This is a genomic window from Paenibacillus sp. sptzw28, assembly GCF_019550795.1.
In the GTDB taxonomy this organism is placed as follows: domain Bacteria; phylum Bacillota; class Bacilli; order Paenibacillales; family Paenibacillaceae; genus Paenibacillus_Z.
This window is the reverse complement of sequence record NZ_CP080545.1, coordinates 4,650,204-4,672,967: the sequence shown is the minus strand read 5'-3', so window position 1 is coordinate 4,672,967 and position 22,764 is coordinate 4,650,204. Positions and strand designations below refer to the sequence as shown.

Here is a 22,764-nt window from a genome sequence, read left to right as displayed (position 1 = left end):
AAATGAACGGGAAACAACGTCGATTGGGGAGGAACCGGCGTGTATTTGTCGTTATGATCGGCATGAGCGCCGTGCTTGCGCTCATAATGGCGCGGTTGGCGTGGCTGCAGCTTATGCCTGCGGCGCCGGCCGCCAGCAGGAGTGTCAATTGGAAGAGGGAAGCGGTCGCGCAGCGCGAACGTGCTCTCGTGCTTGATACCGGCCGCGGCGATTTTGTCGACCGCAGCGGTCTTGCTCTAACCGGCGATACCTACAAAGCGTTGGCCGTGTTTCCTGTGCAGGCGGAGGCTCGCGGAGCGAGCACGTTGGACTTTGCCAAGCTTGCCGCCGCCCTTGGCGTTAAAGCCGATAAGCTTGAGCGCTGGATGAGAGAGCTGCATGCGCCTGCGTTCTGGCATGCAGACGGCGAGCTTATACCGCATAAGCTCACCGAGCGGCAGCTTGGCATGATCGGAACGCTGCGCGTGAGCGGGGTAAGAGTGCTCCCGTATCGGAACAGGTATCCGTCATCCTTCGATACCAAGCATGTTATTGGCTATGTCAGCCAGCATCCGGAGCTGCTGCGCAAGATGTATGGCAGGGAGCTCGCTGCACGGAAAATGCATCTGCACGATTTGATCGGAGGTGCGGGACTCGAGCGTTCACTCGACCGGCTGCTGAGAGGAAGCGGTCCGACCTCGGTGTCTTATTTTACAGATGGCTCGGATAAGCCGCTCAATGGGCTCGATATGCGCTTAACCGGACCACACAACCCCTACTATCCGCTGCAAATCGTTACCACTCTGGATTTGCCGATTCAAAATGCGATTGAGAATTATGTGGACGATCACGGGCTTCGCGAAGGAGCCGTAGTCGTGCTGGATGCTTATACCGGCGATATCGCCGCGATGGTATCCCGTCCGAGAATGGCTGCTTCATCGCTGGGCGCGGCCGGTACCGACCAGGCCAATCACGCTATAAGAGCGGTGACGCCGGGCTCCGTCTTTAAGCTTGTAACGGCGGCCGCCGCGCTGGAAGCAAGGCTGACCGAAGAGCGGGAACCGTTCGAGTGTAACGGCGACTATGGGCGATACGGCCTGCACTGCTGGAAGGAGGGAGGGCATGGCCGCGTAACGCTGAACGAAGCATTAGCAAAGTCTTGCAATGTGGCATTCGCCACGATTGCAGAGAGACTTTCGGCTGAGCAGCTTGCGGTCACTGCAGATAAACTCGGGATTGCCCGGAAGGTCGGATGGAGCGATAACAAGCCCTTCAAGCCGCTGGGACATCCGCTCCGCCTACTGGAGGAAGAGGAAGCCGGAAGGTTGTTCGACACGTTTCCAGTCCGCAGAGACGGAGGGCAGCTGGCGCAAACAGGAATCGGCCAGCGCGATGTAACGATGTCGCCCCTGCAGGCGGCGAATTTAATTCTGACGCTGCTGCATGACGGCCGTGTAATGGAGCCGCGCCTGGTCAGTGAGATCCGTTACGCGGGCGGCCAACGCATGGCCGCACTGCCTCGTCTCTACACACCTTCGCGCTACGGGAGTATCGCACCAACTACAGCAAGGACACTGCTCCGGGGTATGGAGGCTGTTGTTAAGACTGGTACAGGGCGTTCGATCCATGAAGGCACCTGGGAGGTTGCAGGCAAATCCGGTACCGCAGAGACCGTGAGAGCCGGCGCTGCGCGGAACAATCAATGGTTTGCGGGCTTCGGCCCTATCCGGTCTCCGCGATACACCGTCGCGGTGCTGGCCCTTAACCGTACGCCGGGCACCCCCAACAAAGCGACGGCGCTGTTTCGCGGTGTGATGGATTTACTAGCTTCCCATGTAAAGGAGCGCGGCAAAGACCTGCGTTCGTAGCGCGGACGCCAACCCGGACGAAATAGAGATTGTACCCCACACCCGGCTGCGGAAAACGAAACGTAGGACAAAAGAAGCCTCCAACCTCACTTTGCGCAGTGGGTATGGAGGCTTCCTTATTGAGTGCTTGGGACTATGTGGTGCGCGAAGGTTCGTTGTGCTGATCGAATTCGCCTTTGGGCGGGCGTATCCAGCGGTGCAAGTAGCGTTGGTCGTATAAGGCTTTGAGCAGAATCATCAAGATGGGCGACAAGATAACCCCGGCAACCCCGAAAAGAGAAAGCGATATGATCATAAATGCCAGCATCGTAAAGGCCGATACGCCGAGTGTGTCTCCCGTTATCTTCGGTTCGAGTATCTGCCGGGTCAGGACTACTACGAGGAATAATGCGGTCAGCCAGATGGCGAGCGATGTCTGTCCCACGATGAACAGGTAAATAATCCACGGAATAAATACGGTGCCAACCCCAAGCAGGGGAAGGACATCGAAGACGGCGGACAGAAGCGCGATTGAGAAGGCGTTGCCCACACCAAGCGCCAAAAGCGATAAAAAGATGACTGCGAAGGTGATCGAAATAAGCTTCCCCTGTGCCTTTAAATAAGCCGCAATGCCGGAAAAAACGTTATCGCGGAGAAAGTAGAACGCGTTCTTGAACGTCTTGGGCGTTTTTTCGTGCGCCGTCTTCTTCCATTCCGATATTTCCAGGCTTAGAAAGTAGGCCAAAATGATACCGATGGCAAAGTTGAAAATAAACGCGGAGACCGACTTAAGGTACCCTCCCAACGCCCGCAGAAACGCTGCGGCAACTCCTTGACCCCATTCCGTTATGTAGCTTACTACTTCGTTGACTTTCTCCAATACGCCGGGCGGCAGGGCTTCCATCCGATTGTGCAGCTGCGCCGAATTTTTCTGGAACTGCTCGATAAATAGCTGTTGATAATATGGAAGCTTCTCGGCCAGTCCGGTTATCTGCGTCGTCATGATGTAGCCGGCTCCCACGAATGTGCCGATGAGGACCAGTGTGAAGACGATGACGGAAATTCCGGCCGCGATCGATCTTTTCATACCAAGACGGGTCATCCACCTGGTTGGCGGTTCGATGAGCATGAAGATGAGAAATGATAAAAAGATCGGCGTCGCGATGCGGTACATATAGCTGAAAGCAAACATTATCAAGTAGACGGTGAGAACGATTAATGCGATGTCAAAAGCCGTCCGCCAATATTTTCGGTAAAAGGAAAGCATCTTCTTACTCCTTTTCTCGTATGTATCTTACTATCCATCACGATTGTACTATAAATTTGAAGGGTTTCCTAACTTTACTTTCACCACAATCCGGCGGGCATAATAGCCGACAACAATCATAGCCGTTTTTACCGCCAATATGTTACAATATGGGGAGGTATCATTAATGCTCCGTCTACCAATGCTGGCAGGGGATCGAAACTAGGGTGGTGGGGAATCGAGACATGGAGAACTTCGTGCTATGGGGCTTTTATATTCTAACATTTTACGCATTCCTTCCTGGTCTTATCAGCCGAACATTCGGCTTTCGTGTTTTTAAACGGGGGCGAGCCGATAAAGAAATCGCTTTAACTTTCGACGACGGCCCGGATCCGATATATACCCCGCTGCTCCTTGACTTGTTAAAGCGCTACAACGCAAAAGCGACATTCTTCGTCGTTGGCGTCCATGCGGAGCGACACCCGGAGCTTCTTCAAAGAATGCATGAAGAGGGACATGTGATCGGAATTCATAACTATTTGCACAAGTCCAATTGGTTGATGCGTCCCGCTACAGTGAAGCGGCAAATACACCGCACTTCAGAAATCATCAAGCGGGCAACCGGTATTCGTTCGGCCTATTACCGGCCCCCTTGGGGTATAGTCAATTTGTTCGATTTCTCCAATCTTGGTTACCTGCAAATTATTTTATGGTCGACGCTGTTCGGCGATTGGCGGAAAAGAGTCGGCGTAAAGCGGCTGCAGAAGCGTCTGATGAAGAAGCTTCGTCCCGGAGAAGTGCTGCTTCTGCACGACTGCGGCTCGACCTTCGGCGCGGACAGCGATGCGCCGGCAAATATGCTCGAAGCGCTCGAGCCTTTTCTCCAAGAGGGCGCCCGGCGGGGAATCCAGTTCGTGAATATTACCGAAATGATTGCCATAACCGACCATAATAAATCGCTTCGCCGCTCGCTGGGGCTGGTGAAACGGATTACGGTCGCATGCTGGATGGGTTGGGAGCGGCTCTTTCATGTTCTGTTCAGAGTGAAGTCCGGAGGGGCTGATTCCATCTTCAACATCAGAGTCGTTCCCTATAGGGGGAAGACGCTTGAGCTGTCGGACGGACAGACGATCGAGGACAAGGATCACGTAATCGAGCTGCATTTCGACAACGGCATGCTGTTTAAAATGATGACGGAATCGCGTTCGATGATGCACGTTGCCATTCGGCTTATTCGGGAAGTGGAGAAAGCGATGCCGCAGCTGGCCGACCGCATTGCCGGTGCACAGGAAGAATTTCAGCGGGTACGCGGTTTGTACGGCATCAGCATGATTAACAGGGGTGCGGAACAGTTCGGATTCAGCGTACTGGAGATGCCCCAAGGCTTTTTCGACAAAATGGCACGATTATACTTAAAGCTGCTCCTACGCACTCTTCATCCTTCAGGCAAGAAAAGGGTTAAGGAGCAGGGAGGTAAGCTGTCGCCCCGAATTATCGCGATGTCGATGGATGAATTCTGGCATCGTTACGGCTCCGGAAACTTTCCGAAACGGGATTGGACCACTGCCGCCGATTATGATGAAAACCTTCAGCAGGCCGGTCATACAGCTATAACGCATGCAGCCTATGAGAACAGAAATGCCGCCGGGGAATTTACTTCCTGACCAGCGGCATTTTTTCGTTGGCTGTTTTTTTGCGGAAGGAACGAAAAAACGCCCGAAGGCTGACAGCTTCCGCTTGTCGCACCTCGGGCGTTGTTCAATTCCTGCAGTTAGATCTTCATGACGCCGCCTGTGCTGGCATTTGTAACCAGGTGGGAGTAACGGGCCAGATAGCCGGTTTTAATCTTCGGTTCAAAGCCCTTCCAATTGGCTCTGCGGCGGGCGAATTCCTCGTCGCTGATCAGCAGGTTCATCGTTCGGTTGTTAAGATCGAGTTCGATCAGATCCCCGTCCTCGACGAAAGCGATCGGACCGCCTTCAGCTGCTTCGGGTGAAACGTGCCCGATGCTGATTCCGCGGGAAGCGCCGGAGAAACGGCCGTCGGTCAGAAGTCCAACCTTCGCGCCGAGCCCCATACCGACGATTTGCGATGTAGGTGCGAGCATTTCCGGCATACCGGGACCGCCCTTAGGACCTTCGTAGCGGATTACGACGACATGGCCTTCCTTGATCTTGCCGCCTGCAATGCCCGCAAGAGCATCGTCCTGAGAATCAAAGCAGATCGCCGGTCCTTTCAAGTAGCCGCCGACGGATTTATCTACCGCGCCGACCTTGATAATCGATCCCCCTGGAGCCAGGTTGCCGAACAGTACCGCGAGGCCGCCGCGCTCGCTGTGCGGATTGTCGAGCGGGTGGATGACATCCTTGTCCAGGATTTCGCATCCCGCGACGTTTTCGCGGAGCGTTTTACCGGTTACGGTCATTACATCGCCCTTCAGCGCGCCCTCTTTCTTAAACAGCTCGTTGATGATCGCGCTGACGCCGCCGGCGTTGTGGACGTCTTCAATATGATAATCGGAAGCCGGCGCAATCTTGGCAAGGTGAGGAACGCGTGTTGCCACTTCATTGATTCGTTCGATCGGGTATTCAATGCCGGCTTCGTGCGCGATGGCCAGCGTATGAAGAACGGTATTGGTGGATCCGCCCATGGCCATATCGAGCGCAAACGCATTGTCGATTGCATCGATCGTGACGATATCCCGCGGTTTGATGTCCAGCTCAATGATCTTCATCAGTTGGCGCGCAGCTTGTTTGACGAATTCTTTGCGTTCGGGCGCCACGGCGAGAATAGTGCCGTTGCCGGGAAGCGCCAGGCCGAGGCCTTCAGCGAGACAGTTCATCGAGTTTGCCGTAAACATACCGGAGCAGGAACCGCAGGTCGGACAGCCGTACTGCTCAAGCTCAGTCAAGCTGGCTTCATCGATTTTGCCCGCTTGAAAAGCGCCGACGCCTTCGAACACGCTGGATAGCGAGATCGATCGGCCGTCCGACGTTTTGCCCGCTTTCATAGGGCCGCCGCTTACGAGCATCGTCGGTATGTTGACGCGCAGCGCGCCCATAATCATACCGGGAGTGATCTTGTCGCAGTTTGGAATACAGACCATCCCGTCGAACCAATGCGCATTAACAACCGTCTCGACCGAGTCGGCTATAATTTCGCGGCTTGCAAGGGAGTAGCGCATTCCGATATGGCCCATTGCTATCCCGTCGTCAACGCCGATCGTGTTAAATTCGAACGGAACGCCTCCTGCTTCCCGGATCGCTTCTTTTACAAGCTTTCCGAATTCCTGCAGATGAACGTGTCCCGGAATAATATCAATATAAGAGTTACATACTGCTATAAACGGTTTGCCGAAGTCTTCTTCCTTCACTCCGGCGGCGCGCAGCAAGCTGCGGTGCGGTGCGCGGTCGAAGCCTCTTTTAATCATGTCTGAACGCATTTTTTTAGCCGACATGCAAGTCCCTCCTGAAAGTTTTCTGTGTACTTGTTGCCCGGTTCTCCGGCGGGCTGGAAACCCGCATGGGAAGCCCCATCATCGTAATTTCAATACCTTTTAGTCTACCACAACGGGTGTCCGATGGCTAGCGATACCAACGGGGATGCAATTAGGGAATACTAGAGACGGGGGAAAATTTGTGCAAAGAAAATCTGCCACAAACATTCAAATTTAATGTCATTAAATCTGACACGGCATCATTTACTTGCGAGTAAAGCATCGTTATAATAAGCGTAAGACTTGGTATCCGCTTCCGGGGCCGGTTTTCCTTCGTAAAACTTTAAGCATGCTTCCGAAGCGGTTTCCTTCGAAAAACGTTACATTTATTCTTCGAAGTTCGTTTTCCTGAGAAAAACTATTAGATGAGGTGAACACATGCAGTTGACTGAACGCGAAAAAGAAAAGCTGCTAATCACAATCGCTGCCGATTTGGCGCGAAGGCGGCTGGGCAGAGGGGTTAAGCTTAATTATCCTGAAAGTGTCGCACTCATCACATCGGAGATAATGGAGGGAGCCCGCGACGGGATGACTGTAGCACAGCTGATGGAGCATGGAACCCGCATTCTCTCTCGCGAGCAAGTCATGAGCGGGGTGGCGGATATGATACATGAAGTACAGGTGGAAGCGACATTTCCGGATGGCACTAAGCTCGTAACCATCCATCATCCGATTTCACATTAAGAGCCGGGATGTAATTCGGCGGTTATGCCGAGGACCGGCTGCTCATATAAGGAGAGATCATCATGATACCTGGACAATACCGCATCGCCCCCGGTGAGATCGAGTTGAACGCCGGACGCGGGACGGCGGAGTTAATAGTGGTTAATACCGGCGACCGGCCGGTTCAGGTCGGATCGCATTTTCATTTTTTTGAAGTTAATCGCGGACTGGAGTTCGACCGCGAAGCGGCTTTCGGCATGCGGCTCGATATACCTGCCGGTACGGCCGTCCGATTTGAACCGGGCGAGGAGAAGCCGGTGCAGCTTGTCGAGCTCGGCGGACTGAAGCGCTCCTTCGGGTTGAACGCGATCACGAACGGTCCTGCAGTTCGCGGCGGGATGTCTGCTGAGGTTCGGGAGCGGCTTGCCGCATGGAAGGGGGAGCAGACGTGAGCCGAATGGATCGGAGCAGCTATGCGCAAATGTTCGGACCTACCGCAGGCGATGCCGTCCGGCTCGCGGATACCGAGCTTTGGGCGCAAATCGAGCAGGATTTCACTGTCTATGGCGACGAATGCAAATTCGGAGGCGGTAAAGTAATACGCGACGGCATGGGCCAATCCAGCGGCGCTCTGCGGAGCGAAGGAGTACTCGATACGCTCATCACGAATGCGATCATTATCGATCACTGGGGCATCGTCAAAGCCGATATCGGCATCCGGGACGGAGCAATCGTCGGAATCGGCAAAGCGGGCAATCCGGACATTATGGACGGCGTCATGCCGAACATGATTGTGGGTGCAAGCACAGAGGTTATCGCGGGAGAAGGTAAAATCGTTACCGCAGGCGGCATAGACTCGCATATCCACTTTATTTGCCCGCAGCAAATCGATACGGCGCTGTCTTCCGGCGTCACGACAATGATCGGCGGCGGCACCGGGCCGGCTACCGGGACGAATGCGACGACTTGTACGCCGGGTGCTTGGCACATGCGGCGGATGCTTGAGGCGGCGGAAGCTTTCCCGATGAATCTCGGCTTCACGGGAAAAGGGAACGCTTCGTTCACCGGTCCGCTGATCGAGCAGATTGAAGCGGGCGCGATCGGGCTGAAGCTGCATGAGGACTGGGGTACCACCCCGGCGGCTATCGATATTTGCCTCGAAGCGGCCGACCGGTTCGACGTTCAGGTCGCGATTCATACGGATACGCTTAATGAAGCGGGATTCCTTGAAGATACGCTGGCCGCTTTTAAAGGCCGGACTATTCATACGTATCATACGGAAGGAGCGGGAGGCGGCCATGCGCCGGACATTATCCGCGCTGCGGGCGAGCTGAACGTGCTCCCGTCGTCGACGAATCCGACCCGACCCTTCACGATAAATACGATTGAAGAGCATTTGGACATGCTTATGGTTTGCCATCATCTCGACAGCAGTATCCCCGAGGATGTGGCGTTCGCCGATTCGCGGATCCGTCCGGAGACGATTGCCGCTGAAGACATTTTGCACGATATGGGCGTATTCAGCATGATCAGCTCCGACTCCCAGGCAATGGGCCGGGTCGGAGAGGTTATAATCCGGACATGGCAAACGGCGGACAAGATGAAACGCCAACGCGGGCCGCTCGCCCCGGACAAGGCGGATGAAGCGGATAATTTCCGAATCAAGCGATATATTGCGAAATATACGATCAATCCGGCGATTACGCACGGCATTTCGCATCTGGTCGGCTCCATCGAGCCGGGCAAGTTTGCCGATCTTGTCATATGGAGTCCAATGTTTTTCGGCGTAAAGCCGGATCTTGTGCTCAAGGGCGGTACGATCGCTTATGCGCAGATGGGCGACCCCAACGCATCGATTCCCACGCCGCAGCCGGTCTTCGGTCGCCCGATGTTCGGCGCCTTCGGCAAGGCAAAATCGAACAGCTGCATTACTTTTGTGTCGAAAGCGGCTTATGACAGGGGCATCGCAGAAGAGCTTGGCCTCTCCAAACGGGTTGAGCCTGTGCGCGGCTGCCGGACTGTGACGAAGAAAGATATGATTCATAATGACGCGACACCGAGGATCGAAGTCGATCCGGAAACCTATGAAGTTAAGGTGGACGGCGTACCGGCCACTTGCGAGCCTTCGGACGTGCTGCCGATGGCGCAGCGCTACTTCTTGTTTTAACGGGAACGGGGTGAAGGCGGCTTGAATAAGAATAGCGGCGGCAAAAACGATATTCAAACGGGTTCCGGCGGCAGCCTCGTTCCATGGCTGGCGCTGCAGCAGCTGCTCGATTCGGCGCTGCCGATCGGCGGCTTCTCGCATTCGTTCGGTCTGGAGACGCTCGTACAGGAAGGGCAGCTGCGAACCAGCGCTGAGCTTGAGGAGTATGCGAATGCTATGCTGCACCATAGCTGGTCGACATCCGATGCGATGGTTGTTAAAGCGGTATACCGCGATGCGCCGGCAGCTGATTGGGAGCGACTATGGGCTGTTGAGCGGCTTGTCCATGTGCAGCGTATAGGAGCTGAGACCCGGGTCGGCACACAGAAGATGGGACGACGGCTGCATCAGCTTGCCGGTAATGTCTACCCGCAATTGGACTGGTCTCCGGTATCTGAAGCGCTTCGCGAAGGCAGATGCTTCGCAACGCACCCGCTTGTCTTCGGGTATGCGTGCCTGCAGCTCGGGATACCGCTTCAACAAGCGGCTCAGGGATACTTATACGCCTGCATCGTTACCTGTGTGAACAGTGCGCTGAGGCTGATGTCCTTAGGCCAGACCGAGGGCCAGATGATCATCGCCCGGCTGACGCCTATGACGGCAAAGGCTTGGACAAATGTCGCTCAATTGGATCCGGAAGACGCATACTCGAACATGCCGATGGCGGAGCTCGCCATGATCAGGCACGAAACGTTGTACTCCAGGTTATTTATGTCCTGAATCATAAACTTTTTTGGGAGGTATGTGCGATGTGTCAAGGACAAGGTCATCATCATCATGAATGGAAAAAACCGGCTATGGATCGCTCGCGTCCGATTCGAATCGGGATCGGAGGCCCGGTAGGTTCCGGCAAGACGGCGCTGGTCGAACGTATGGCGGGGTCGCTTAAGGATAAATACAGCGTGGCGGTTATCACGAATGACATCTACACAAAGGAAGACGCCCGAATACTGGCGGCTACCGGAGTTCTCCCCGAGGAGCGCATTATCGGCGTAGAGACGGGCGGCTGTCCTCATACGGCGATCCGCGAGGATGCATCGATGAATTTCGAGGCGGTTGACGAGCTGACGAGCAGGTTCAGCGGACTCGATATTATTTTTATAGAAAGCGGCGGGGATAATCTGGCGGCAGCATTCAGCCCCGAGCTGGTCGACCGGTTTATCTACATCATCGACGTGGCTCAGGGGGAGAAAATTCCTCGTAAAGGCGGTCCCGGAATTATGCGTTCCGACCTGCTTGTCGTTAACAAGATTGATCTGGCACCCTATGTAGGCGCCAGTCTTCAAGTCATGGAGGAAGACACCAAACGTATGCGGGGAGGGCGCCCGTATGTGTTTTCCAATCTGTTTGGCGGCGTAGGCGTCGGGCAGATAGTCGGATGGCTGGAGCATGAGCTCGCCCATGCTCACGGACTCGAGCATGTTCATGAGCATAAGCATGATACCCGGCATAGTCATGGACATGAGCACAACCACTCGTAAGACGGCGATTCCATCGCCCGCAACCATGAACATGGCGCAGCCCTCGGCAATCGCCACGGATAATGGGCAGCCGGCCGGGCGGATTTCTCAGCTGCGGGCCGCATTCGTGAACCGGGGCGGGAAAACGCAGCTCGAGTCCAAGTATCACACCGCTCCGATCAAAATCGCGAAGACTTTCCCGCTTGAGGGAGCGGTCGGCGTGATGGTGATGGACGTATCCCCGGGACTGCTGGCTGGCGACCGGTATGAGCTGGAATGGAAAGCGGGGAAGGACGCTCACATTTATGTAACGAATCAGTCGTTCACAAAAGTACACCCTTGTCCGGATGCCGGCAGCGGCTCGTCAATCAGTCAGGTCTACCGGCTCGAAGCGGGCGCAGTCGTCGAGTCCATGCCGGAACCGGTTATGCTGTACCGCGGCGCCTCGCTTACATGCGAGACAGAGGTTAGCCTCTCGGCGGGCTCGGTATGGATGCAGGCAGAAGTGCTCTGTCCCGGCCGTACGCTGCGGGGAGAGCGATTCGCCTACCGTGAGTATAGAAACAGGCTGAGGGTGACCTATGAAGACGAGCTGATCTTCGCCCAGAACCAGCTGATCGAGCCGGGTCAACAGCGTTTAACGACTCCCGGCTGCTTCGGCGGGATGACGCACACAAGCGTGCTCTATGCTTTTTCAGACAAGCTGGCCATGCCGCATATCGAAGCTGTAAGAGCCGCGCTTGCCGGACTGCCGGCAAGGGACGGTCATCAAGTTATAGCGGGCGTCTCCGCAACGTATAAGTACGGCTTGGCGGTAATGGCGGCCGGTACGGCCGCATGGCCGCTGCAAGAGGCAATGAGCGCAGCATGGCAGGCGGTGCGCGCCTCCCTTCTAGGCAAGGAGCCGCTTAATTTCCGCAAATAACAGGCAGGATGGCGATTACGCTATCCTGTTTTTTTTCGTATTATTCCAGGCCCGGCGGATAAAGGTAATAAGGAAAAATATTTTAGCGATAAAAACTTTACAACTTAAATATATTCATCTAAACTAAATATATAACGAATCAACCGGGAGGATGTTTACGCATGAACGAACCGAGCCAACAAGATTTTCAAGAACTGGAGCACGCTTTTTTTCAAATGAAAAGGCGGATGGATCTGGAGTGGACGAAAGAAAACGATATCGGTATCAACGCCATGCAGGCGCGAATATTAATCAGGCTGTTTGAGGATGGTCCGCAGAAGGCCTCCGCCTTAGCGGAGCAGCTCTGCATTACGGCCGGCGCTATTACGGGAATCGCCGACAAGCTCATTGATATGGAATATCTGGAGCGCGTGCGCGATCTGGATGACCGCCGGGTGGTATATCTGGTGCTGACGGATAAGGGACGGGAGCTCGTGCAGAGGCTGAAAGTGCGACGGGCGCAAATCTCGAAAATGATGTTCGCGGGGATGACGCTGGGCGATGTGCAGGAGCTAACCAGGTTATGTCATCAAATAATCGCCAACATGGACGGCGGAAAAGGGAAGGAAGAGTAAATGGCGCGAAGCGCTGAGTTACTCGATCTCGGGAGTCACACCGCCGGCGAGCATGTGATGCCGTCACGCTCGTAATAACCCGGCTCTCTGCGCTCGTGTATTGATAAATTGATAGCCCCGCTTTTCATTGCCTGATTGGCAGGAAAGCGGGGCTATTGCCGTGGTCATGATGGTGCCGCTAGCTTCCGCCGCCGCTGCCATTGCCATTGCCTTTCTTATCAGAGGTCTTCGTCTGTGTGTTCTTGTTGCCGTGTCCCTGCTGTTTCGCCAAGTAAGCAGCCTCCTTCCCGTCTTGCTGCAGCTTATTGTTTGCAGCTCCGCCTTCCCGAATGAACGGCAGCTCATGGGAAATTGTAGAACGGACATATAAAATTGCGGACCTTTATATAGACATTTGCACCGAATATGGCATACTCGAAGGAATAAGTATTCGACTGAAGCAGGAGGGACAAAGCATGAAGTTTTCACTATGCATTGGCGCTTACCCGGGGAAAGACGTTATTTATCATCTGGAGAAAATTAAAGAACACGGCTTCGACGGACTTGAATATTACGGTTGGTGGGAACTCGGAGATTTGAAAGCGATTGCACGAGAACAGGAGCGAATCGGCGTCGGCATCAGCGCGGTATGCACGAGGTCGTTTAATCTGATCGACGAACGGCAAAGAGATGTGTTTATAGACGGGCTCAAGCAAACGATTGAAGCTTGCCGGACGCTCGGGACCAAATCGGTCATCACACAAACGGGACAGGTCATGGACGGGCTGCCGCGCGCGTTCCAGCGCAAAGCGATGGTCGAAACGCTGAAACGGTGCGCGCCTATATGCGAGCAAGCCGGAATCGTGCTTGAGGTGGAGCCTCTGAACGGCATCGTCGACCACCAGGGGCATTTTGTTCAATATTCATATGAAGCGGCGGATATCATCGATCAAGTGGACAACCCGCATGTGAAGCTGGTTTTCGACGTATACCACCAGCAAATCACCGAGGGGAACGTCATTTCCAATGCGACGCGCTACAGCAGCCGCATCAATCATTATCATATCGCGGACAATCCCGGGCGAAAGCAGCCGGGAACAGGCGAGCTTAATTACCTCAATATATTGCGGGCTATCCGGGATACAGGCTTTGACGGTTTCGTAGGGCTGGAGTGCGGCTATACGATCGACACCGACGAAGCGATAATACAGTTTAAACGGGATATCGCGGCTAACCTTTAAACAGGCTGCGGCAGCAAAAAAGCCTTGATTCGATTACGGGACTGTTCCGTGCGAATCAAGGCTTTCATTGTTTTAGCGGTCACATTGCTACCGGATTGCGCGCAGACAGCAGGTTTTTAATATGGTGCTGTCTCAATCTTGAGACCGGCACGTGTTTGGCGTCGAAGCCTTTCCCTTCAAAATGGATGATGCCATCCGTGAACGATATGATCTTCGCGACGTTCACATAACAGTTCGAATTGACTTTGACGAAAAGCCCTGTTGCGATATACCGGTTTAATTGGTCGGCAGACATATTCTTTTTAATATTATAATTTCTGCCATGGAAGCTGACGAGACCGAATCGGCCAACGTTGAAGTAGAGAATGTCCGTCTCCACCTCAAAGTTCTCATAAACGTTTCGCGCATCCTTCGCTTCATTCATCATGTGACGCTCCCCCTTAAATAAGATGAATTTGTGAGCGCTTTCATTTTAGCATAAATTCGCTGGAATTGGAACGGCTATCATTTCATAGCCCATAAATAAACCGTGCGGGTTCACCCCGCCTGCGTCAATCGCTTCCCGATACCCAAGCGGCTCTCTCATAATTTTCCGATGAGTTGGAGATATTATTCAAATAAGGCTTGATCGCGTCCGGCAGTGAATGCGGGTGCGTTGGCCGGGTTCAGCCAAGGGTTGTCCAGCGCTTGGCTAGAGTTATGACTCACGGTTTAAGGGGGGCCCATGATTCCAACAGTCGAGCAACTTGAGCAGCAAGCGCGTGAACTGGCTCTTATTCATCATCCCGACAAGGCTACCTATCGTTCGACTGCCTCGATATGGCGGAGCTTCCGCCGAAATCTTGAAGTGCTGCGGGCTTTTGCGTCCGAGCTCAAACAGGATGGCGCGCCCTGCTTTCAGCCTGCGGAGCAATGGCTTCTTGACCATGCCGATTTGATCGAATCCGAAGCCTTTAACGTGCAGACGGAATTGACTGAGCGGCTGTCACGCCGGCTGCCGCGGCTGACGCCCGGAGCGGAGCCGCGCGTGCTGTCGCTGTGCTCCGAATATTTGCGGCAAACTGACGGCGCGTTTGACATTGATACGTTTGTACGATTTTCGAATGCATACCAGGAGGTTGCGGTACTGACGATCGCCGAGGTATGGGCGATGCCCCTTATGCTGCGTATATCGGTTATCGCCAAGCTGTCCGAAGTGATGGCCGCCGTCCGGGAGCGGCGGGTTGCCTGCCTCGAGGTAGACAAGCTGCTGGAGCCGTTCACCGAAGGGCGTTCGGTTCCGGATGCCGCGAAGGTTAAAGATGCCTTGGAGAAAGCGGGGCAGCAGATGCCTCTGTCAGCTCCGGTAATCGTACACTTGGTCAGCCATTTGAATGAATGGGCCGAGGAAGCCGGCGAGGTGCGCAGCTGGCTGCTGTGCAAGCTGGATAACGGTGCCGATAGCTTAAACCGGATTATTCTGTATGAGCATCAGCTGCAGGCGGCTTATGAATTAACGGCAGGACAGCTTATACAATCGCTGCGAAAGCTGTCCCGTACGAGATGGGATCCGGTGTTCGACAGGATGTGTGTGGTCGAGCATACTTTGTGCGAGGAGCATGCGGGAACTTATCCGCTGATGGACCGGAAAAGCCGCGACTCGCTGCGAAGCGGGGTCGAGCGCTTATCGCGCTCCTACGGCGTGCCCGAAAATGTCATCGCGCAGCAGGCGGTAGCTTTGGCCCACCGCTATTCAGATGCTGATACGGAAGGAGCCAAAGCCGAGGAGGCTGAAGCCGGTTCAGAATTGCAGCCTCGGCAAGCCTTCGCCGCTTACTATTTGCTTGATCCGAGAGGGAACAGGGACCTGCTGCATGCATTACGCGAATGCCTCCACCCGAAACGTCTCTCCAGGCCGATTCGTCTGCGTCCCGGCGTCGGAATGTATTTGTCGGGAATGGCGCTTGTTTTTGCCGCATTCCTGGCCGTGGCTCTTTGGTGCGCTCGCGCGGCGGCAGGAGACGCCTCTGCGCCGATCGGCATGTGGATTACAGCCGCACTCGTGCTCGCGATCCCGGTCAGCGAATGGGCGGTAACTTCAGTTCATGCGCTTATCGGCCAACTTTTCGTGACGCAGCCGCTGCTGCGATTTGACTATTCCAGCGGCATCGCTGAAGACGCGGCGACGATAACGGTTATACCGGTTATTTGGTCGAAGCCGGAGGAAGCCGAGGAGATGGCAGACAGGCTCGAGCTTCATTATTTGGCGAGCATGGACCCAAATATGGGCTTTGCTCTTCTCGGCGACTTCGCTGACGCTTCAACCGAACATACGGAGGAGGACGAACGAATAACCGCTGCTGCGCGCCGGCGTATCGAGGAACTCAACCGGGTGTACAGAAATGCCGATACCGGAGCAGGGCCGTTCTATCTTTTTCAGCGGTCGCGTCAATGGAATGAGTCGGAGCAGGTTTGGATGGGGTGGGAGCGCAAACGCGGGAAGCTCGTCGAGTTTGTCGAGCTGCTCAGCGGCCGGAACGATACGAGCTGCTCTTGCCTGGTAGGCGACTGCTCTTCGATTTCCCGCTACAAGTATGTCATTACTCTTGATGCGGATACGGAGCTGCCGGTCGGTACCGCCGCCCGGATGGTCGGTACCATACATCTTCCATATAACCGTGCACGCTTGAATGCAGCCGGCACACGCGTCACGGAAGGCTATGGCGTCCTGCAGCCGCGCGTAGGCATCAGCTACGATTCCGCTGCGTCTTCCAGGCTAGCCAAGCTGTGGTCGGGCAAGCCGGGCATCGATCCGTACTCGTTCGCAATGTCCGATCCGTATCAGGATGCCTTCGGCCAAGGGATTTTCACCGGAAAAGGCATCTTCAATGTGGCGGCGTTCAAGCAGGTTCTTAACGACCGGATACCGGAAAATTCCGTGCTCAGCCATGATTTGCTGGAAGGCGGCTTTCTGAGGAGCGGCCTGCTCTCCGACATTGAGGTTGTCGACGGCCATCCTGTCACCTTTCACGCCTACCAGCGGCGTTTGCACAGGTGGGTAAGGGGCGACTGGCAGCTGCTCTGCTGGATAGCCTCCCGAATGTCCGACCGCTGCGGCATACCGCGGCCTGTTGACCTGTCATTGCTTACCCGCTGGCAAATCATTGATAACATGCGCCGCAGTCTGGTTCAGCCTGCCGTGTTCATTCTGCTGGCGGCGAGTCTGTTTATTTCCGGGTTTACCGGAGCGGTACTGATGGCTGCGGGACTGCTGACTCTGGGGCTGCCGCTCATCCGGGCATTATTGTCGTTCAGGCGGCTTTATCGCAGACCGGACTTTCTGCTGACGGCGTTCGCGCAATCGTTGGTACAACTGGTCATACTCCCCTATCAGACTGTGGTGCTGGCCGATGCTGTTGTACGAACGCTCTACAGGCTTACAGTCAGCAAAAGGAACCTGCTCGAATGGATGAGCTCGGCGGAGGTGGAAAGGCGAAGCAGAGCCAATTCGCCCACCGCAGTTGCAGGATTGTGGGGAGGCAGAGTTCTGGCCGTTGTATTTGCCGCTGCCGCATTCATGTTCGCTGAGGGATCGTTGCGGGCCTTCGGCTTGGCGATATCGGCCATTTGGCTGCTCGCTCCCGCTGCCGTATACTGGCTGAACGGCTCGCCAGCCCTGCCTCAAAGCGCACCGACGGAGCACGAACGCAAAGAGCTGCAGGAACTGGCGGCTCAGATGTGGGCTTACTACGAGGACTTTGCCGTTGAAGGAGATAACTGGCTGCCGCCCGATAATGTGCAGTTCGAACCGCCGAACGGCGTCGCACACCGGACGTCTCCGACGAATATAGGGCTTCAGCTTGCCTGCACCTTAACGGCGCGCGATTTCGGATTCATTGATACGCCGGGCATGCTTGACCGGGTTGAGAGAACCATGGGGACGATCGAGAAGATGGAGAAATGGTCCGGCCATCTGTACAACTGGTACGACACGCAATCTCTGCGGCCGCTGCCTCCTCTCTATGTGTCGACAGTGGACTCCGGCAACTTCGTGGCGTATTTGGTCGCGCTGAAGCAGGGGATTCTGGAATGGGCCAAGAAAGGCGAAGAAGGTCCAGCTGGGAGCAGTGTTCTTCCAAGAGCGGAAAAGTTGGCTGGCCGCATCGAAGCAATCATTGCCGGAACCGATTTCCGCCCGCTGTACAACGGGAGTGCCGAGTTGTTTACGCTTGGATATCACGCCGCTCTGGAGCGAAAGGAAGAGATTTTGTACGACCTGTTTGCTTCCGAAGCGCGGCAGGCGAGCTTCCTGGCGATTGCGTTCGGGCAGGCGCCGGTATCGCATTGGTTCAGGCTTGGAAGAACAATGGCCCGTTCGGGACGGTATCCTACGCTGCTGTCATGGTCCGGCACGATGTTCGAATATTTGATGCCTTCTCTTCTGATGCGCACCTACCGTCATTCGGTGTGGGACGCAACTTACAAGGGGGTCGTCAGACGGCAGATCGAATACGCGCGGCAGCGGGGTGTTCCGTTCGGCATTTCCGAATCGGGCTATTACGCTTTCGATTATGCGATGAATTACCAATACCGCGCGTTCGGAGTGCCTGGGCTCGGATTTCAGCGCGGCTTGGAGAACGACCTCGTCCTCGCTCCTTATGCGGCGATTATGGCGCTTCCGGTGCAACTGGGGGAGTCCCTTGACTCGCTGAATCGCATGGCCGCGATGGGCGCCAGAGGGAAATACGGCTTCTATGAGGCCATCGATTGCACGGCTCAGCGAATGCCGGAGGGTAAGAGCTGTATTGTCGTTCGCAGCTTTATGGCTCACCACTTGGGCATGAGCCTTCTGACCTTGGGCAATTTGCTGCTGACCCGCACGATGGTAGACCGTTTTCATGCGGACAAGCGCGTTGAGGCGGCGGAGCTGCTGCTGCAGGAACGAATTCCGGCACGTCCGGCGATTATCAAGAACGCGGCCAGGCCGTTTATAGAACGGATGAACCAGCCTCTTACAGGTACACGCATTCCCTTGCGGGAGTTCACCAAGCCTTGCGAGGTGCCGGAGGTATGCGTGCTCTCCAACGGTTCGTTCACATCCGTCGTATCCGACAGCGGGGGAGGCTTCAGCCAGTCGGGCGAATGGGCGCTTTCGCGCTGGCATGAGGATCCAGTGTCCGAGACGCCCGGAAGCTGCTTCTTTATACGGGATGTGGCGAGCCAATCATTCTGGTCGCCGGCATTCGAGCCATGCCGTGCGGAAGCTGAGGAGCAAAGGGTACAGTTTGCGCTGGACAAAGTGTGCTTCAAGCGGCGGGACGGCGATCTGTCTACAATGCTCGAAATCTGCGTACCTCCCGAGCATAATGCCGAGCTTCGCCGCTTGAGCGTCACGAATACGGGGCCTGAAACGCGTGTCGTAGAGATAACGGCTTACACGGAAGTGTCACTTTCCCCGCCTGCCGCGGATGAAGCGCATCCGGCCTTTAGCAAGCTGTTTGTCCAGACCGAATATGACGCGGAATCAGAATGTCTGCTTGCCGTTCGGCGGCCTCGGGATATCAAGGAGCAGCCGAAGTGGGCGGTCCATAGTTTGTCGATCGGCTGCGAGGAGCTGGGACCTGTCGAATATGAAACGGACCGTTCCTGTTTCATCGGCCGGGGACACACGCTCACAGGGCCGGCGAGTCTGGAATGCAAGCTCTCCGGTACCCTGGGGGCCGTACTCGATCCGGCTTTTGTCATGCGCCGCCGAATATCGATCGGGCCGGGCGAAACGGTCAAGCTGTTCTCGGTTGCCGGCATAGCGGACAGCCGAGGGGAAGCGTTGGCTATGGCGGCGGGTTTATGCGGGGAACAGCAGGTGGAGCGGTCGTTCCAGCTGGCCTGGACGCGCAGCCGGATCGAATTGAGGCACCAACGGATCACCGCGATGGAAGCCGACCAGTATCATATGATGGCGGGAAGGCTTCTTTACCAGACTCCTCTTCGCCAGGAGCGGGCACTCCATATTGCCGCCAATACAGCCGGTCAATCCGCCTTGTGGCCATTGGGCATATCGGGGGATTTGCCCATTGCGCTGGTACGTATGCAGGATAAGACACAAATGCCTTTTGCCGTCAAAGCACTGACAGGCCACTCGTATCTAAGGAAGAAAGGCATCGCGTTCGACCTGGTTTTTTTGATCGAGGAAGCCGGAGGATATTATCAGGAAGTGCAGGATGCGCTGCGCCGGGCCGCGGAGCAAACCGTCGACGTCACTTCAACGCCTGGCGGCGTTTATCCAGTGATGGCCGACAGGCTCACACCGGAGCAGCTGACTTTGTTGAGTTCGGCCGCCCGCCTTACTCTTCATGCTGCCGGACCCAGCTTCAGAGCGCAGCTTGCCGTCCGCCCCGCAAACCGGAAGATACCGGCTGCTGTTCCGGTTAAGTCGAATGCAGCCGCTTCGGAGAAGGAGCGGAAGTCAATCGAATCCACGGAGCATCTGGAAACTATAGAAGGGCTGTCGCCGGAGTTCCGGCTTCGTCCGGAGCCCGCCGAAGAAGCAGTCATGCCCGAACCGCAGGAGAAGGACCCGGATCCGCTAATTCTATTTAACGGCTATGGAGGATTCGCCAAGGCGGGGCGCGAGTACCGGATCATGATGAAGAACGGCAAATATTTGCCTGCTCCGTGGAGCAACGTGATCGCGAATCCGTCTTTCGGCTGCCTCGTGACCGAGCTCGGAACGGGCTATACTTGGTGGCGCAACAGCCGGGAGTTCAAGCTGACGCCATGGTCGAACGATCCGGTGCTCGATCAGCCCGGCGAAGCCTGTTATATCCGGGACGATGATACCGGGGAGCTATGGTCGGGATCGCCTTCTCCGGTGCTTGGGATGGAAGCCTTCGATGCCGCGCACGGCTTCGGGTATTCACGCTTCTCCCGGCAAACCCGAGGAATCAGGCAAAGCATGACGGTCTACGTGGGCAAGGAGGATCCGGTCAAATTCATTGTCTTGAGGCTGGAAAATACAGGGCACGAGCAGCGCAGCATATCCGTCGCTTATTACTGCAACTGGGTGCTGGGGGTGCGCAAGCAGGCGAATGCGCCTTATATCGTTTCAGAATGGGACAAGGAGACAGGCTCGCTGCTCTCGCGCAACGCGTACCAGGAAACATTCCGCGATGCGGTCGCTTTCCTTCATATGCATGCAGAGACTGACGAGACGGAATACGGTAATAATGAGGTGGAACTGAGCTATACGTCAGACCGTGCGGAATTTATCGGCCGTAACGGATCATTGGCATCTCCGGCAGGCATGGGACGGGAGAGCCTCTCGAATGTAGACGGCGTCTTTGCCGACAGCTGCGGCGCGGTCCGCATGAAGCTCACGCTTCCTCCCCGGTCCGTACGCAGGGTACATGTTCTGGTTGGCGCCGGAGCGTCGAAGGAAACGGCGCTCGGGCTGATCCGCCGTTATGGCACGACAGAGAGTTGTGAGGAGGCTTTCGCGGATGTGACGTCCTACTGGGACCACACGCTTGGGCAGATCAAGGTAGCGACGCCAAATCGGGAGCTTGACCTGATGCTCAATGGCTGGCTGTTGTATCAGGCGCTGTCGTGCCGGATATGGGCCCGCACCGCGTTCTACCAAGCAGGCGGAGCGTTCGGCTTCCGGGATCAGCTGCAGGATTCGCTGGCGCTGCTGCATACGCTGCCGGAGCTGACGAGAAAACAGATTTTACTGCATGCTTCGCATCAATATACGGAAGGCGATGTGCAGCATTGGTGGCATGAGGAGACGGAGCGGGGCATTCGCACCCGTTACTCAGACGATCTGCTGTGGCTGCCTTATGCCGCATCGCGTTATGTCGTTCATACCGGCGACTCGGGCATTCTTGACGAGCCTGTCAGGTTCCTGACAAGCGAGCCGCTAAGGGATGATGAGCATGAGCGGTACGAAGCTACCGTCGCCGCTGAAGAAACCGCGGCGCTTTACGAGCATTGTATACGGGCCATCGAGCGGGCCTCGCGACTCGGCGAGCACGGGATCCCGTTAATGGGAATCGGCGACTGGAATGACGGAATGAATTCGGTCGGGGACGACGGCAAAGGCGAAAGCGTCTGGCTCGGATGGTTCTTGTGCGAGGTACTGCGAAGATTCGCCGGTTTGTGCGAGCTGAAGGGGGACATTGAACGCGCCGAGCTGTACCGGACCCGGAGAGATTCGATTGCTGAAGCATTGAATAAGCATGCATGGGACGGCGAATGGTACCGCAGGGCCTTTACCGATGAAGGGACGTGGCTTGGCTCGGGCCGCAACGAGGAATGCCGGATCGATGCCATCGCCCAGTCGTGGTCGGTTATTTCGGGGGCGGCCCCCGAGGAGCGGGCAAGGCAGGCGATGCAGTCGTTCGACCGGGAGCTTGTCGACCGCGACTTGTCTGTAGCGACGCTGCTGACGCCGCCCTTCGACAGGACGGACCCGTCCCCAGGCTACATTCAAGGTTATCCGCCGGGAATCCGCGAGAACGGCGCCCAGTATACGCACGGCGTAATCTGGAGCATCGTCGCCTGGTGTGCGCTTGGAGAGAGCGGCAAGGCAGTCGAATTGTTTCATTTGCTGAATCCTGTTACTCATGCCCAAACACAGTCCGAAGTGCGCAAATATGCAGGCGAACCGTATGTCATGGCGGCCGATGTGTATACGCGGGATCCGGTGAAAGGCAGGGCGGGATGGACATGGTATACCGGGGCATCCGGCTGGATGTATCAGGCGGGCATCGAATGGATACTCGGTCTGCGCCGCGAGGGAGGCAGGCTCCTTATCAGCCCGAATATTCCGGCCGATTGGCCCTCTTATTCAGTGCGGTACACATACCGCACCTCCGTATATCATATAACCGTTCGTGTGGACGCCGGCGACAAGGAGTTTGCCGGTGGCGTTACGATCGACGGCAGGCCGCTGGAGCAGGAGCCGGACGTGCCAAACCAAGCCGGTGAGACGCACGTTATGTATATCCCGCTCATTGACGACGGGCGGGAACACGAGGTGGAGGTGGTTATATCCTCCAACCGCAGCGCTTCAGCTGCAATGAAGCAAGTTTAGAAACCGAAGGGAGAGCCGCTCCAGGCTCTCTTTTT

Annotated in this window: 14 protein-coding genes; 11 read left to right on the top strand and 3 right to left on the bottom strand. The window is 55.8% G+C overall.

Annotated features, from left to right (window positions below; translation table 11 throughout):
• The first annotated feature begins 2 nt into the window (after positions 1–2).
• Positions 3–1,847, top strand: coding sequence for a peptidoglycan D,D-transpeptidase FtsI family protein (locus KZ483_RS21370; RefSeq protein ID WP_220349546.1), 1,845 nt, complete (start codon positions 3–5; stop codon positions 1,845–1,847).
• Between the two features lie 133 nt (positions 1,848–1,980).
• Here the strand turns inward: KZ483_RS21370 and KZ483_RS21365 are convergent, their stop codons facing one another.
• Entirely contained in the window at positions 1,981–3,093 is a 1,113-nt protein-coding gene (locus KZ483_RS21365; RefSeq protein ID WP_220349545.1) for an AI-2E family transporter, read from the bottom strand.
• Positions 3,094–3,317: 224 nt separating this feature from the next.
• Between KZ483_RS21365 and KZ483_RS21360 the strand changes: the two genes are divergently transcribed.
• On the top strand, positions 3,318–4,736 hold the full coding sequence (locus KZ483_RS21360) for a polysaccharide deacetylase family protein (RefSeq protein ID WP_220349544.1): 1,419 nt from the start codon (positions 3,318–3,320) through the stop codon (positions 4,734–4,736).
• Between the two features lie 107 nt (positions 4,737–4,843).
• Here the strand turns inward: KZ483_RS21360 and ilvD are convergent, their stop codons facing one another.
• The gene (gene ilvD, locus KZ483_RS21355) at positions 4,844–6,529 is read right to left on the bottom strand and encodes a dihydroxy-acid dehydratase (protein ID WP_220349543.1); all 1,686 of its coding nucleotides are present in this window, start codon (positions 6,527–6,529) and stop codon (positions 4,844–4,846) included.
• Positions 6,530–6,946: 417 nt separating this feature from the next.
• Here ilvD and KZ483_RS21350 point away from each other — a divergent pair, with 417 nt between their 5' ends.
• The 8 genes from KZ483_RS21350 to KZ483_RS21315 all read left to right on the top strand — a co-directional run bounded on the left by KZ483_RS21350 (position 6,947) and on the right by KZ483_RS21315 (position 13,656).
• Positions 6,947–7,252: an urease subunit gamma gene (locus KZ483_RS21350; RefSeq protein ID WP_220349542.1), complete on the top strand. Its 306-nt coding sequence runs from the start codon at positions 6,947–6,949 to the stop codon at positions 7,250–7,252.
• A 62-nt stretch (positions 7,253–7,314) separates the two neighbouring features.
• Positions 7,315–7,683 carry an urease subunit beta gene (locus KZ483_RS21345; RefSeq protein WP_220349541.1) on the top strand — a complete coding sequence of 123 codons (369 nt, stop codon included), beginning with the start codon at positions 7,315–7,317 and terminating at the stop codon, positions 7,681–7,683.
• Positions 7,680–9,398: an urease subunit alpha gene (gene ureC / locus KZ483_RS21340; protein ID WP_309568603.1), complete on the top strand. Its 1,719-nt coding sequence runs from the start codon at positions 7,680–7,682 to the stop codon at positions 9,396–9,398. Before KZ483_RS21345 ends, ureC begins: the two co-directional genes overlap by 4 nt.
• A 21-nt stretch (positions 9,399–9,419) precedes the next feature.
• Positions 9,420–10,157: an urease accessory protein UreF gene (locus KZ483_RS21335; protein ID WP_258881366.1), complete on the top strand. Its 738-nt coding sequence runs from the start codon at positions 9,420–9,422 to the stop codon at positions 10,155–10,157.
• A 29-nt stretch (positions 10,158–10,186) separates the two neighbouring features.
• Positions 10,187–10,918: an urease accessory protein UreG gene (gene ureG, locus KZ483_RS21330; RefSeq protein WP_220349540.1), complete on the top strand. Its 732-nt coding sequence runs from the start codon at positions 10,187–10,189 to the stop codon at positions 10,916–10,918.
• Positions 10,893–11,822 carry an urease accessory protein UreD gene (locus KZ483_RS21325; RefSeq protein WP_258881365.1) on the top strand — a complete coding sequence of 310 codons (930 nt, stop codon included), beginning with the start codon at positions 10,893–10,895 and terminating at the stop codon, positions 11,820–11,822. The genes ureG and KZ483_RS21325 overlap by 26 nt, the downstream gene beginning before the upstream one ends.
• Positions 11,823–11,983: 161 nt before the next feature.
• Positions 11,984–12,436, top strand: a complete 453-nt coding sequence (locus KZ483_RS21320; protein ID WP_220349539.1) for a MarR family winged helix-turn-helix transcriptional regulator — start codon at positions 11,984–11,986, stop codon at positions 12,434–12,436.
• 455 nt (positions 12,437–12,891) lie between these two features.
• Positions 12,892–13,656: a TIM barrel protein gene (locus KZ483_RS21315; protein WP_220349538.1), complete on the top strand. Its 765-nt coding sequence runs from the start codon at positions 12,892–12,894 to the stop codon at positions 13,654–13,656.
• A 79-nt stretch (positions 13,657–13,735) separates the two neighbouring features.
• On the opposite strand, the gene KZ483_RS21310 is transcribed toward KZ483_RS21315, so the two are convergent.
• Positions 13,736–14,083 (bottom strand): hypothetical protein, encoded by a 348-nt coding sequence (locus KZ483_RS21310; RefSeq protein WP_258881364.1) that lies wholly within the window; start codon positions 14,081–14,083, stop codon positions 13,736–13,738.
• Positions 14,084–14,380: 297 nt separating this feature from the next.
• On the opposite strand from KZ483_RS21310, the gene KZ483_RS21305 reads away from it, so the two are divergent.
• Positions 14,381–22,729: a glycoside hydrolase family 94 protein gene (locus KZ483_RS21305; protein ID WP_220349537.1), complete on the top strand. Its 8,349-nt coding sequence runs from the start codon at positions 14,381–14,383 to the stop codon at positions 22,727–22,729.
• Positions 22,730–22,764: the final 35 nt, after the last annotated feature.